The organism is Streptomyces sp. NPDC001927 (assembly GCF_053594455.1).
This window is the reverse complement of the sequence record NZ_JBSFEN010000005.1, coordinates 176,220-188,758: the sequence shown is the minus strand read 5'-3', so window position 1 is coordinate 188,758 and position 12,539 is coordinate 176,220. Positions and strand designations below refer to the sequence as shown.

Annotated in this window: 9 protein-coding genes; 3 read left to right on the top strand and 6 right to left on the bottom strand. The window is 74.2% G+C overall.

From position 1 onward, the window contains the following. Window positions 1-65 precede the first annotated feature (65 nt). Window positions 66-1,415 (top strand): sigma factor-like helix-turn-helix DNA-binding protein, encoded by a 1,350-nt coding sequence (locus ACWCO8_RS14780; RefSeq protein WP_451032525.1) that lies wholly within the window; start codon window positions 66-68, stop codon window positions 1,413-1,415. Between the two features lie 111 nt (window positions 1,416-1,526). Here ACWCO8_RS14780 and sucD read toward each other — a convergent pair whose 3' ends face one another. The 6 genes from sucD to ACWCO8_RS14750 all read right to left on the bottom strand — a co-directional run bounded on the left by sucD (window position 1,527) and on the right by ACWCO8_RS14750 (window position 9,218). Continuing rightward, window positions 1,527-2,411, bottom strand: coding sequence for a succinate--CoA ligase subunit alpha (sucD, locus tag ACWCO8_RS14775; protein WP_260229316.1), 885 nt, complete (start codon window positions 2,409-2,411; stop codon window positions 1,527-1,529). A 20-nt stretch (window positions 2,412-2,431) separates the two neighbouring features. Beyond that, a complete protein-coding gene (gene sucC / locus ACWCO8_RS14770) occupies window positions 2,432-3,610 on the bottom strand; it encodes an ADP-forming succinate--CoA ligase subunit beta (protein WP_362013780.1) in 1,179 nt (392 codons plus the stop codon). A 400-nt stretch (window positions 3,611-4,010) separates the two neighbouring features. Next, on the bottom strand, window positions 4,011-5,222 hold the full coding sequence (locus tag ACWCO8_RS14765) for a VWA domain-containing protein (protein WP_451032524.1): 1,212 nt from the start codon (window positions 5,220-5,222) through the stop codon (window positions 4,011-4,013). Then, window positions 5,219-7,510, bottom strand: coding sequence for a DUF5682 family protein (locus tag ACWCO8_RS14760; RefSeq protein WP_451032523.1), 2,292 nt, complete (start codon window positions 7,508-7,510; stop codon window positions 5,219-5,221). The genes ACWCO8_RS14765 and ACWCO8_RS14760 overlap by 4 nt, the downstream gene beginning before the upstream one ends. Next, the gene (locus ACWCO8_RS14755) at window positions 7,507-8,697 is read right to left on the bottom strand and encodes an ATP-binding protein (protein WP_451032522.1); all 1,191 of its coding nucleotides are present in this window, start codon (window positions 8,695-8,697) and stop codon (window positions 7,507-7,509) included. Before ACWCO8_RS14755 ends, ACWCO8_RS14760 begins: the two co-directional genes overlap by 4 nt. A 110-nt stretch (window positions 8,698-8,807) precedes the next feature. Continuing rightward, window positions 8,808-9,218 carry a hypothetical protein gene (locus ACWCO8_RS14750; RefSeq protein WP_362013774.1) on the bottom strand — a complete coding sequence of 137 codons (411 nt, stop codon included), beginning with the start codon at window positions 9,216-9,218 and terminating at the stop codon, window positions 8,808-8,810. A gap of 169 nt (window positions 9,219-9,387) precedes the next feature. Between ACWCO8_RS14750 and ACWCO8_RS14745 the strand changes: the two genes are divergently transcribed. Both ACWCO8_RS14745 and ACWCO8_RS14740 read left to right on the top strand, forming a co-directional pair. Then, the gene (locus ACWCO8_RS14745; RefSeq protein ID WP_451032521.1) at window positions 9,388-10,770 is read left to right on the top strand and encodes an SWIM zinc finger family protein; all 1,383 of its coding nucleotides are present in this window, start codon (window positions 9,388-9,390) and stop codon (window positions 10,768-10,770) included. A 32-nt stretch (window positions 10,771-10,802) separates the two neighbouring features. Beyond that, window positions 10,803-12,431 carry a DUF5691 domain-containing protein gene (locus ACWCO8_RS14740; protein WP_451032520.1) on the top strand — a complete coding sequence of 543 codons (1,629 nt, stop codon included), beginning with the start codon at window positions 10,803-10,805 and terminating at the stop codon, window positions 12,429-12,431. The last annotated feature ends 108 nt before the right edge of the window (window positions 12,432-12,539 follow it).

Genomic DNA, 12,539 nt, shown 5'->3' with positions numbered 1-12,539 from the left:
GATACGTTTATGTACTTTTCCGCCCGGAACGCCCTTGCGGGAGGTCGTCGCCGATGAACCGGAGCATGCCCTCCCCCAAGGAGCGGCGCAGACTGCGCGAGGCCAGGGGACTGAGCGAGGACCAGGTCGCGGAGGCCATGGGGGTCACGCGGGCCACGGTCAGGTCCTGGGAGACCGGCCGCACCACACCACGGGGGCGGAAGCAGGAGGCGTACGCGAAGCTGATCGGCGCGTACGAGGACCAGGGCGCCCCCGCCCCCGAGTCCGCGCCCCCCGCCGAGCCGCCCACGCCACCCACACCCGCCGAGCCGCCCACCCGAGTGGCCGAGCCCCCGAAGCACGTGGAACCCCCGACGCACGTGGCCAAGCCCGCCACCGCCGGCGCGGCGCCCACCGCGAACACCCGCCCGAGAGCCGCGGCCAAGCGCGCCGCGAAGCCGCCCAAGACCCCTGCGGCGGCCGCCCCCGGCTCCGGCACCGGTCAGAAGGCCCCCCGCGCCGTCCGGGCGGGCTGGGCCGCCGCCCAGCAGCCCCTGGAGAAGCTGAAACCGGTCGAGCCCATGCCCACTGCGGAACCCCCGGCCCCCGAAGCCCTCGAAGGCCCCATCGAGCCCTCGCTCACCCCGGAAGAGGCCTTCGACGCCCTCTACGCGCACGCCGCGCCCGGTCTCGTCCACCAGACGTACCTGCTCACCGGCCGCCGCCGGCTCTCCCGGGAGGCCGTGGAGCACGCCTTCCACCACGCCTGGCAGCACTGGCCCGAGGTCGCGGTCGACCGTGACCCGGTGGGCTGGGTGCGGGCGGCGGCGTACGAGTACGCGCTCTCCCCCTGGCACCGGCTGCGCCGGGGCCACAAGCACCCGGACGCCCCGCCCACCGAGGCCGGGCGGCGGGACCTGCTCGCGGCGCTGCTCGAACTGCCGCCGCCGTACCGCCGTACCGTCCTGCTCTACGACGGGCTCGGTCTCGACCTGCCCGACACGGCCGCCGAGACCGAGGCGAGCACCCCCGCAGCCGCCAACCGGCTGCTGCACGCCCGTACCGTCATCGGGGAGCGCGTGCCCGAACTGGCCGACCCCGACGCCCTCCACCGGCGCCTCGGCGCGCTGGTCGAGGAGGCGCCGACGGCGACGCTCGCGGAGGCCAGGAGCGTACGGACGGGCAGCGAGCGGCAGGCGCGGATGTGGACGCGCGCGGTCCTCGCCGTGACGGCGGCGCTCATCGGGGTCACGGCCTTCACGGCCGCGACCGCGCCGACGCGGTACCTGCCGGTCAACCACCCCGGCGAGACCGTCAACGGCGTGCCGGTGCGCGGCGGCTCGCAGAAGCTCACCCCGGAGGACGTGGAGCTGCGCGACAGCCTCCGCTCCCGGCCCCACCACGGCCCGGAGCGGCTCATCCCCGACACGCAGTAGCGCGGCCGTACGCCGCGTGCGGGCGTACGCGAGTGGGCCCCGCCCCCTGCCCGGTTTCCCGGGAGGGGGCGGGGCCCACCTGTGCGGTTCAGACGATGCCGCTCAGCTGCTTCAGCCCGCGAGGATCGCGCGCGCCAGCTTGGCGGTCTCGGTCGGCGTCTTGCCGACCTTGACACCGGCGGCCTCGAGGGCCTCCTTCTTCGCCTGGGCGGTGCCGGAGGAGCCGGAGACGATGGCGCCGGCGTGGCCCATGGTCTTGCCCTCGGGCGCGGTGAAGCCCGCGACGTAGCCGACGACCGGCTTGGTGACGTTCTTCGCGATGAAGTCCGCCGCACGCTCCTCGGCGTCGCCGCCGATCTCGCCGATCATGACGATCAGGTCGGTGTCGGGGTCGGCCTCGAACGCCGCGAGGGCGTCGATGTGCGTGGTGCCGATGACCGGGTCGCCACCGATGCCGACGGCGGACGAGAAGCCGATGTCACGGAGCTCGTACATCATCTGGTACGTCAGCGTGCCGGACTTCGAGACCAGGCCGATGCGGCCCGGCTTCGTGATGTCGCCCGGGATGATGCCGGCGTTGGACTGGCCCGGGGTGATGAGACCGGGGCAGTTCGGGCCGATGATGCGGGTCTTGTTGCCCTTCGACTGCGCGTACGCCCAGAAGGCGGCGGAGTCGTGGACGGCGATGCCCTCGGTGATGACCACGGCGAGCGGGATCTCGGCGTCGATCGCCTCGACCACGGCGGCCTTGGCGAAGGCCGGCGGGACGAAGAGGACGGAGACGTTGGCGCCCGTCTTCTCCATCGCCTCGGCGACGGAGCCGAAGACCGGGACCTCGGTGCCGTCGAAGTCGACGGACGTGCCGGCCTTGCGGGGGTTGACGCCACCGACGATGTTGGTGCCGTCACCCAGCATGAGCTTGGTGTGCTTCATGCCCGTGGCACCGGTCATGCCCTGGACGATGACCTTGCTGTCCTTGGTGAGGAAGATAGCCATGGTGTGCTTGACCTCGTCCCTTACTTCGCAGCCGCGAGCTCGGCGGCCTTGTCGGCCGCGCCGTCCATGGTGTCCACACGCTGCACGAGCGGGTGGTTCGCGTCCGACAGGATCTTGCGACCCAGCTCCGCGTTGTTGCCGTCGAGGCGCACGACCAGCGGCTTGGTGACCTCTTCGCCCTTGGAGGCGAGGAGCTCCAGGGCCTGGACGATGCCGTTGGCGACCTCGTCACAGGCGGTGATGCCACCGAAGACGTTGACGAACACGGACTTGACGTCCGGGTCGCCCAGGATGATCTCCAGGCCGTTCGCCATGACCTCGGCGGAGGCGCCGCCGCCGATGTCGAGGAAGTTGGCCGGCTTCACGCCGCCGTGGTTCTCACCGGCGTACGCGACGACGTCCAGGGTCGACATGACCAGGCCGGCGCCGTTGCCGATGATGCCGACCTCGCCGTCCAGCTTGACGTAGTTGAGGTTCTTGGCCTTGGCGGCAGCCTCGAGCGGGTTGGCTGCGGCCTTGTCCTCGAGCGCCTCGTGCTCCGGCTGACGGAAGTCGGCGTTCTCGTCGAGAGACACCTTGCCGTCCAGGGCCAGGATGCGGCCGTCCTTGGTCTTCACCAGCGGGTTGACCTCGACGAGGAGCGCGTCCTCGGCGACGAAGGTCTTCCACAGGGTCACCAGGGCCTCGGCGACACCCTCGGCCACGTCGGCCGGGAACTTCGCCAGGGCCACGATCTCGCGGGCCTTCTCGATGCTCACGCCGTCGACGGCGTTGACCGGGACCTTCGCGAGGGCCTCGGGGGTCTTCTCCGCGACCTCCTCGATGTCCATGCCGCCCTGCACCGACGCCATCGCGAGGAAGGTGCGGTTGGTGCGGTCGAGGAGGTACGAGACGTAGTACTCGGCCTCGATCTCCGGGGACAGCTCGGCGATCATCACCTTGTGGACCGTGTGGCCCTTGATGTCCATGCCGAGGATGTCGGTCGCACGGGCGACCGCCTCGTCCGCGTCGGCCGCCAGCTTGACGCCGCCGGCCTTGCCGCGGCCGCCGACCTTCACCTGGGCCTTGACGACGGACTTGCCGCCGAGGCGCTCGGTCGCGGCGCGCGCGGCCTCAGGCGTGTCGATGACTTCACCGGCCAGCACCGGTACTCCGTGCTTGGCGAAGAGGTCCCTCGCCTGGTACTCGAACAGGTCCACGCGCGTCCGTCCCTTTTCTGATGATCGCGGTTCGTTGTCTGCGTGGGCGTGCCGCGAAGGGCAACGTGACTGCGCTGTCACAAGGGAGGCGTACACGGTGTCCGTGGACGCGGCATGTCCGTCCCGCAGGTTATCCCCGCAGGACGTTGGTCCCTAAATCGCAGGTCACACCGGAGCGGTGATACGGGTCACAGATCGTAGGGGTACGGGGGCGGTCCGTGGAGTACCGGGCCGATGGGCCCGGCGCCCCCGGCACAGGTGGGAACTGGGCTCCGGCCGCCTCACGACCCGCCCGGCCCCGAAGTGAGGGTCCGGGCGGCCGAGGTGTGATATGGGACTCAGTGCGTCCGGACGCGTCCGCTCGGGTGGTGCCGGGGCTACGGATTCCTGACCCGCGGCGCTACGGATTCCGCGGTCCCTGTGCCGTGTCCGGCACGGGCAGCGGGCGCTTCTCGATCGCCGCCGCCATCACCTCGGGGAAGAGGTCGGGGGTGCAGGCGAAGGCCGGCGCGCCGAGCGCCGCGAGGGCGGCGGCGTGCTCGCGGTCGTAGGCGGGGGCGCCCTCGTCGGAGAGCGCGAGCAGGGCGACGAACTGCACCCCGGAGGCCTTCATCGCGGCGACCCGCTTCAGCATCTCGTCGCGGATGCCCCCTTCGTAGAGGTCGCTGATGAGGACGACGACCGTGTCGGCCGGGCGGGTGATCTGGGACTGGCAGTACGCGAGGGCGCGGTTGATGTCGGTGCCGCCACCGAGCTGGGTGCCGAAGAGGACGTCGACCGGGTCGTCGAGCTGGTCCGTCAGGTCGACGACGGCCGTGTCGAAGACGACGAGCCGGGTCGCGATGGCCCGCATGGAGGCGAGGACCGCGCCGAACACGGAGGCATAGACGACGGACGCGGCCATGGAGCCGGACTGGTCGATGCAGAGGACGACGTCCTTCTTGACCGACTGGGCGGCGCGGCCGTAGCCGATCAGGCGCTCGGGGACGACCGTGCGGTACTCGGGCAGGTAGTTCTTGAGGTTGGCGCGGATCGTCCGGTCCCAGTCGATGTCCCGGTGGCGCGGGCGGCTGACCCGGGCGGAGCGGTCGAGCGCGCCGGTGAGCGTGGCCCGGGTGCGGGTGGCGAGGCGCTTCTCCAGGTCCTCGACGACCTTGCGGACGACCGCGCGGGCCGTCTCCTTGGTCGTCTCGGGCATGGCCTTGTTGAGGGAGAGCAGCGTGCCGACGAGATGGACGTCGGCCTCGACGGCCTCCAGCATCTCGGGCTCCAGGAGGAGGGTGGAGAGCCCGAGGCGGTCGATGGCGTCGCGCTGCATGACCTGGACGACGGAGCTGGGGAAGTACGTCCTGATGTCGCCGAGCCAGCGGGCCACGGAGGGCGCGGAGGCGCCGAGTCCGGCGGACCTGTCGCGCTCGCCGGCGCGGCGGTCGGTGCGGCCGTCGCTCCGTCCGTAGAGCGCGGTCAGGGCTCCGTCCATGGCGGCGTCCGTGCCGGTGAGGGCGCAGCCGGTGCCGTCGGCCTCGCCGCCGCCGAGGACCATGCGCCAGCGGCGCAGCCGTTCGTCGTGCCCGGCTCCGGCCGCGGCCGGGCTGTCGGTCGTCGCGGTCATCGGTCCATCCCCACGAGGTCGGTCGGTCCCAGGATCAGTTCGAGCACGGGCAGGACTCCGTCGGCCCGTTCCTCGTCGAGCGCGGTGCCGAAGCCGGGTACGGCGGCGTCCGTACGGTTCGCGGCGGTGGCGGACGGGCCGCGGGCGACCAGCTCGCCCAGGGTGCGACGCACGCCTGGTTCGTACGCGGAGAAGGTGCGGCGCAGCAGGGGCAGGACGTCGGTGAAGGCGTCCGCCGTCACGCCGGTCAGCCATGTGTCGACGAGGGCGAGCAGCCGTTCGTCGTGGACGAGGAGCATGCCTCCTCCGGAGGCGCCGCCGACGAAGCCCTCGATCCAGGCGGCGGCGTCGGCGGGCGGGGTGCCGGGCGAGAGGGCGAGGCCCATGAGCCGCGCGGCCTCCTCCTCGTCGAGCCCGCCCTCGTCGAGGAGGAGTCGGGCGGCCCGGCCCCGGATGGTGCCGGGCACGCTGTCGCGGGCGGCGAGCCCGCGCAGGACGCCGGTCCACCGGGCGGCCGTGCCCTCGCTGTCCGTGCTGTCGCTGTCGGGGAGCAGGGGGAGCGCGCCGTGGACGGCGTCGAGGTGGCCGCGCATCTCGGTGGCGGCGTCGGTGTCGAGGCCGGTGCAGGCGGGCGGCAGGCCGACGCAGATCCGCTCGGCGAGCCCGGCCGCGACCTCGCCGAGCGCGGCGGTGTCGGTGGCCCGGACGTCGCCGTAGCGCAGCGAGCGGGCGAGCGCGGGCAGGGCCTGGGCGAGGTGGGCCACGTCCGTGTCGAGCGCGGCGCGGTCGGCGAGGGCGGTCATGACGACGGGGAGGGCGGCACCGAGTCCGGCGAGCAGGCACTGCTCGGCGAGCGCGGTGACGTCGGCGAGCGCGGTCGCCTCCTGGGCGCGGGCCTCTGCCTTGGCGACGGCGGCGGACTCGACCGTGGTGCCCCAGACGCCGGCTTCGGCGACCCGGACGTGGAGTTCGGGCTGCCAGCGCAGCCGCCAGGTCTCGCGGAAGGTGCCGGTGCTGCCGCGTCCGGCGACGGGCGTGCCCCACTCGACGGAGAGCAGCCGCAGGCGGTGCAGGAGTTGGCTGCGGGCGGCGTCGTTGTCCTTGCGCAGGTCGAGTTCGAGCTCCCGCTCCTGGGCCTCCGGCTTGAGCCGCAGGCTCTTCTGGAGCCGGGCGAGGTCGCGCTGGAGGGGGACGGCGGGGGCGTCGTCGGGGACCTCGCCGAGGACGTCGCCGACGACGAGGCGGTCGCGCACGAGGTCGAGCGGGACGTCGGAGCCGTCGCACATCACGGCGCGGACGGCGTCGGTGGTCTCGCCGAGCCCGGCGAGGGGCCGGCCGCGCATCGCCGCGAGGGTCTCGGCGAGCCGGACCGCCTCGATGACGTGGGCGGAGGAGACGAAGGTGTCCTCGTCCCTGAGGAGGCCGGCGACCTTGGTCATCCAGCGCTCGATCGGGCGGTCGGGGGCGGCGAAGAGGTGTCCGTACCAGCCGGGGGCGTCGATACCGGCACCGTAGCCGGAGCGGCGGGCGAGGCGGCGGTGGGTCCAGGGCACCCACGTCATCTCGGTCTTCACCTTGGGCAGGCCTTTGAGCAGGGCGCGGTCGGCGGTGGCGGTCGTCGTAGCGGTCAGCGCGGGCACGTGCCAGGCGCCGCAGACGACGGCCACCTCGTCACCGAACTCCTTGCGCGCGGCCCTCAGCTGGAGCCGCATGTACGCCTCGCGGATCAGGTCGCGGGCGTGGCCGCCGTGGCCGTGGGTCTCGCGCAGGGCGCCCATGGCGTCGGCGAGCGCCTCGAAGGGGGCGACGGGGTCGGCGGCGCCGCGCAGTTCGACGGCGTCCTCCCACCAGCGCTCGGGGTCGTCGTATCCGCCGGCCCGGGCGAGCTCGGCGATCGGGTCGACGCGCGGGCCCTGGTCGGCCTCGGGTTCGTCGCCCTCGCCGTCGCCCCAGGTGGGGTCGGTGGCGGCGAGGGTGTGGGCGGCGGGCAGGTCGATGAACCGGACGGCGGCGCCGTGGGCGAGGGCCCAGCGGATCGCCACCCACTCGGGCGAGAACTCGGCGAAGGGCCAGAACGCGGCGCGGCCTGGGTCGTCCACGGCGTGGCCGAGCAGCGCGACCGGCGGCCGCATCGCGTCGTCCCCGGCGAGCGCGAGGATCCCGTCGGCCTCGGGCGGACCCTCGACGAGGACCGCTGCGGGCCGCCGTGTCTCCAGCGCCCCGAGCACGGCCCGGGCGGAGCCGGGCCCGTGGTGGCGTACGCCGAGGAACAGGGGCCCCGCCGTCATGCGCTCACCTCGCGGCAAGCGCGGTAGAAGTCCTTCCAGCCGTCTCTTTCCCGGACGACCGTCTCCAGGTACTCCTGCCAGATGACGCGGTCCGCCGCCGGGTCGCGGACGACCGCGCCGAGGATGCCGGCGGCGACGTCGGCGGAGCGCAGGACGCCGTCGCCGAAGTGGGCGGAGAGCGCCAGGCCGCCGGTGACGACGGAGATCGCCTCGGCCGTGGAGAGCGTCCCCGAAGGGGACTTGAGCTTCGTGCGGCCGTCCGCGGTCACCCCGTCGCGCAGCTCGCGGAAGACGGTGACGACCCGTCGGATCTCCTCGACCCCCTCCGGCACGGCCGGGAGGTCGAGCGAGCGGCCGATCTGGTCGACGCGGCGCGCGACGATGTCGACCTCCGCCTCCGGGGTCGCGGGCAGCGGCAGCACGACCGTGTTGAAGCGGCGGCGCAGTGCGCTGGAGAGGTCGTTGACCCCCCGGTCGCGGTCGTTGGCGGTGGCGATCAGGTTGAAGCCCCGTACCGCCTGGACCTCCTGGCCGAGCTCCGGGATCGGCAGGGTCTTCTCGGACAGGATCGTGATGAGCGTGTCCTGCACGTCGGCCGGGATGCGGGTGAGCTCCTCGACGCGGGCGGTCAGTCCCTCGGACATGGCGCGCATGACGGGGCTGGGCACGAGCGCGTCCCGGCTGGGGCCGTGGGCGAGCAGCTTGGCGTAGTTCCAGCCGTACCGGATCGCCTCCTCGGGCGTGCCGGCCGTGCCCTGCACGAGCAGGGTCGAGTCGCCGCTGACGGCCGCGGCGAGGTGCTCGGACACCCAGGTCTTGGCGGTGCCGGGGACGCCGAGCAGCAGCAGGGCCCGGTCGGTGGCGAGTGTGGTGACGGCGACCTCGACGATCCGGCGCGGCCCGACGTACTTCGGTGTGATCACCGTGCCGTCGGGGAGCGTCCCGCCGAGGAGATAGGTGGCGACGGCCCACGGGGACAGCTGCCAACGGGCGGGCCGCGGCCGGTCGTCGGCGGCGGCGAGCGCCTTGAGTTCGTCCGCGAAGGCGTGTTCGGCATGCGGCCGCAGGGCCTCGGAGCCGAGGTCGGGGCCGCTCGGCGCGGCCTGGGCGGGCAGCGCCGCGGCGCCCGTCCCGGTGTCGGTTCCGGCACCGGGGACGGTGCTCGCGATGGTTTCGGACACGGTCATGGATCCCCCTCCAGATCGTTCGACCTGATGTGGGATCCACCGTGCACCATGCCACTGACAGTCGGCCGTCGCCGCAGGTCAGCGGCGAACTCCAGTGGCGCGTACGGGTGTCAGCCGGCGATCGGGGAGACCGCGACGCAGCCGCCGGCCATCGCGTCCTGGCCCTTGGCCTCCTTGATGACCTTGCCGTCGTGGATGACCTTGCAGGTGAGGTCGGCCGGGTCGAGCGCCATCGGCATGACGGCCGGGGGCATGATCCCCTTCAGCGTCACCGTCTTCTTCCACGGCGTCGTCGGCTTCGCCTCGGTCTCCAGCTTCGGCTCCATGGCCGAACCGCTGCCGCCGTGGAACTGGATCGACTCGACGCCCTTGCCGGTGACCTCGTACGTGACCTCGTAGGTCTCGTTCACGGCCTTGTCGGCCTGGTCGGCGGCCTTCTCCGCGGCCGCGCAGGCGCCGAGGCCGAACGCCAGGCCGGTGACGGCGAGCGTCGCGACGGCGGTGCGGATGGTGCGGTTCATGGTGGGTCCCCCAGTGAAGGTCGGTGGTTCGGCTTCGGCAGACAATCGTAAAGAGCAGGCAAAGTCAAATGCCGCCACGCCGTTGTCACCCGGTCGGGACCGAGCCGGCCCCGACCCGAAAAGGCGCAGGTCAACTCCGTTGTCAGTGGCGCCCCCTACGGTCGAGGGCATGGACACACAGGGGGTGCGCTGGACGGCGGATCAGGTGCTGGCACTGGCTCCTGACGACGCCTCGCGCAAAGCGGGAAGCAAGCTCGGCACGGCCGGGCCGTGGTCCGGTACGGGCACGGGCGGCGAGGGGGCCGTCTGGGGGCTGTGCCGCGGCAGCGGCAGCAAGCCGTACCGCACGGTCGTCGACACCACGGGCCCGGCGTACTCGTGCAGTTGCCCCAGCCGGAAGTTCCCGTGCAAGCACGCGCTGGGGCTCCTGCTGCTCTGGGCGGGGGACGCCGAGGCCTTCGCCGCCGGCGCCGACGTGCCCGACTGGGCGGCGACGTGGCTGACGGGCCGGCGCGAGCGCGCCGCCGCCCGCACGCGCGGCGCGGAGGGGACGGGGCCGGCCGCCACCGCCGATCCCGAGGCCGCCCGGCGCAGGGCGGAGCGGCGCGCGGCCCGGATCACCTCGGGCGCGGAGGAGTTGGAGCAGCGCCTGGCCGACCTGCTGCGCGGCGGCCTGGCCTCGGCGGAGCAGGCCGGGTACGCCCTGTGGGAGGAGACGGCGGCGCGCATGGTCGACGCCCAGGCACCGGGACTCGCGGGACGGGTGCGGGAGTTGGGGTCGATACCGGGCTCGGGGCCCGGCTGGCCGGTTCGGCTCCTGGAGGAGTGCGCGCTGACGCACCTCCTCGACCGGGCCTGGCTCTCCGTCGACCGGCTCCCGGATCCGCTGGCGGCGACCGTACGGACCCGGGTGGGCCTGACCACGCCCGCGGAGGGCCCCTCGGTGCGGGACCACTGGCTGGTCCTCGCCCAGTACGACACGGGGGACGGCAAGTTGACGACCCGCCGCATCTGGCTGCACGGCCGGGCCACCGGGCGCACGGCGCTGCTCCTCTCCTTCGGGGCGGCCGGCCGCGCGCCCGAACTGGCCCTGCCGGTGGGCGTGGTCGTCGACGCCGCGCTCGTGCTCCACGCGGGCGCGGGGGCGCTCCGCGCGGAGCTGGGCGAGCAGTTCGCCGCCCCGGCCCCGCTCGACGCCCCGCCCCCGGGCGGCACGGTCGGCGACGCGCTCACCGCCTACGGGCTCGCGCTGCGGGAGGACCCCTGGCTGGACTCGTGGCCGGTGACACTCACCGATGTCGTCCCCCTGCCTACGGAGCACGGCTGGCAGCTCGCGGACGCGGCGCCCTTGCTGGGCGCCGCCCCGGACGCGGCCCCCGGCGAGGCGGTGCCGTTGAGCGGTGCCGCGCTCGGGCGGCCCGGCCTGTGGCGGCTCGCCGCGCTCTCCGGGGGCGGCCCGGTGACCGTCTTCGGGGAGTGCGGGCACCGCGGGTTCACCCCGCTCGCCGCCTGGTCGGCCGACGCCCCGGGCGAGACGGTCCCGCTCCACTGAACCTCGATCGGCACGACGGCCTGGAGGCCTCCATGGACGCCTGGGAAGAACTCGTCACTTCGGCGCTGCTCGGCACGGACCGCCGCCCGCCGACGCTCCCCGCGCGCACGACGCGCTGCGCGCCCTCCGACGCGGGCTCGGGCGCGGGCAACGCTCCCGTAGCCCTGCTCGACGTCGCCGCGCTGCACACCGTACGGAGAAGGGCGGGCCTGCGGCCCGGGCCCGCGGCCGCCGCACCCGAGCCCGCCCCGCACGACCACCGCAAGCCGCTGCCCGCGGCCGCCCGCCACCGGCTCGGCCTGCTCCTCGCGGGCCGGGCCGCCCCCGCCCCGTCCGGCGGTCGGCGCGGGGCCGCGCCCGACCTCGCCGAGCTGCTCCCCCAGTGGCTCGCCGCCGCCAACGAACACGGCTACCGGGCACCGGCGTCCGCGCTGCCCGCCCTCCTCGACGCCGCCCGCGCCCGGACGGACCTGCGCCCCCAGGCGCTCGCCCTCGCCGGGCCGCGCGGCCTGTGGCTGGCCGGGCTCAACCCGGACTGGAAGTTCGCCCTGCGCGGCGCGGCGAGTGGTGCCGCGCTCCCCGACCCCGGGGACGGCGAGGCGGTCAAGTCCCTGTGGGACGAGGGCCTGTTCGCCGAGCGGGTCGCGCTGCTCGCCGCCGTACGGGCCGAGGACCCGGCGGCCGCGCTGGCTCTGCTGCGTTCGACCTGGGCGGCGGAGCGGGCCGAGGACCGGCTGATGTTCCTGGACTCGCTGCGGGCCGGACTCTCCGGCGCGGACGAGGAGTTCCTGGAGGAGGCCCTGTCCGACCGGAGCCGTAACGTCCGCTCGACCGCCGCCGAACTGCTCTCCGCCCTGGCCGGATCGGCGCTCGCCGGCCGGATGGCGGACCGGGCGACCTCCTGCGTCTCCCTCGACCGTACGGAAGGGAGCGCGACGATCGTGGTCGAGGCGCCGCACGAATGCGACGCCGGGATGCAGCGGGACGGCGTCGTCGCCACCCCGCCTGCGGGCCGCGGTGAGCGGTCCTGGTGGCTGGGCAAGCTCGTCGACTCGGCGCCACTGTCGTGCTGGCCGGCGCGGTTCGGGGGCCGCTCGGCCGAGGAGATCGTGGCGCTGCCGGTCGCGGACGACTGGGCGGGCGAGCTGCACGCGGCGTGGTGCCGCGCGGCGGTCCGCCAGCGGGACGCCGACTGGTCACGCGCCCTGCTCGGCTCCCCCGCGACCCCGCCGGCGACCGGCCCGGGCACGTCGTCCCTGGCGGAGCGGGCGCAGCTGCTGTCGACGCTCCCGGACGAGGAACGGGCCCGCTGGGTCGCCTCGTTCATCGCGGCGCACGGCCTGTCGGAGGCCTTCCAACTCCTCGGCGTCTGCACGGTGCCCTGGTCGGAGCCGCTGGGCGGCGCGGTGATCGACGCCCTCGACATCGCCCGCGACGCGGGCAGTTACCCCTGGAGCTTCAGCGGCGTCATGGGCCTGGCCGAGCGCTGCCTCTCCCCGGAGTCGGCCCCCCAACTGGAGTCCCTGACCGCCCTCACCACAGAACCGGAAGACGCCTCCCCAGGAGCCGGCGGCTACTGGTCCGAGGCCTTCCAACGCCTGGTCTCCACCCTCCGCCTGAGATCCCAGATGCAGACGGAACTGACACCCCCGCCGAGCTGATACCCCCGCCGCACCGCCTCCTGGGGCAGTCGCAGCGGCGCCCGGGTCGGACGTGAAGGCACCCGTTCGGGCTCCGCTCCGCGCGACTAGGGTGACGTTCGGATCACC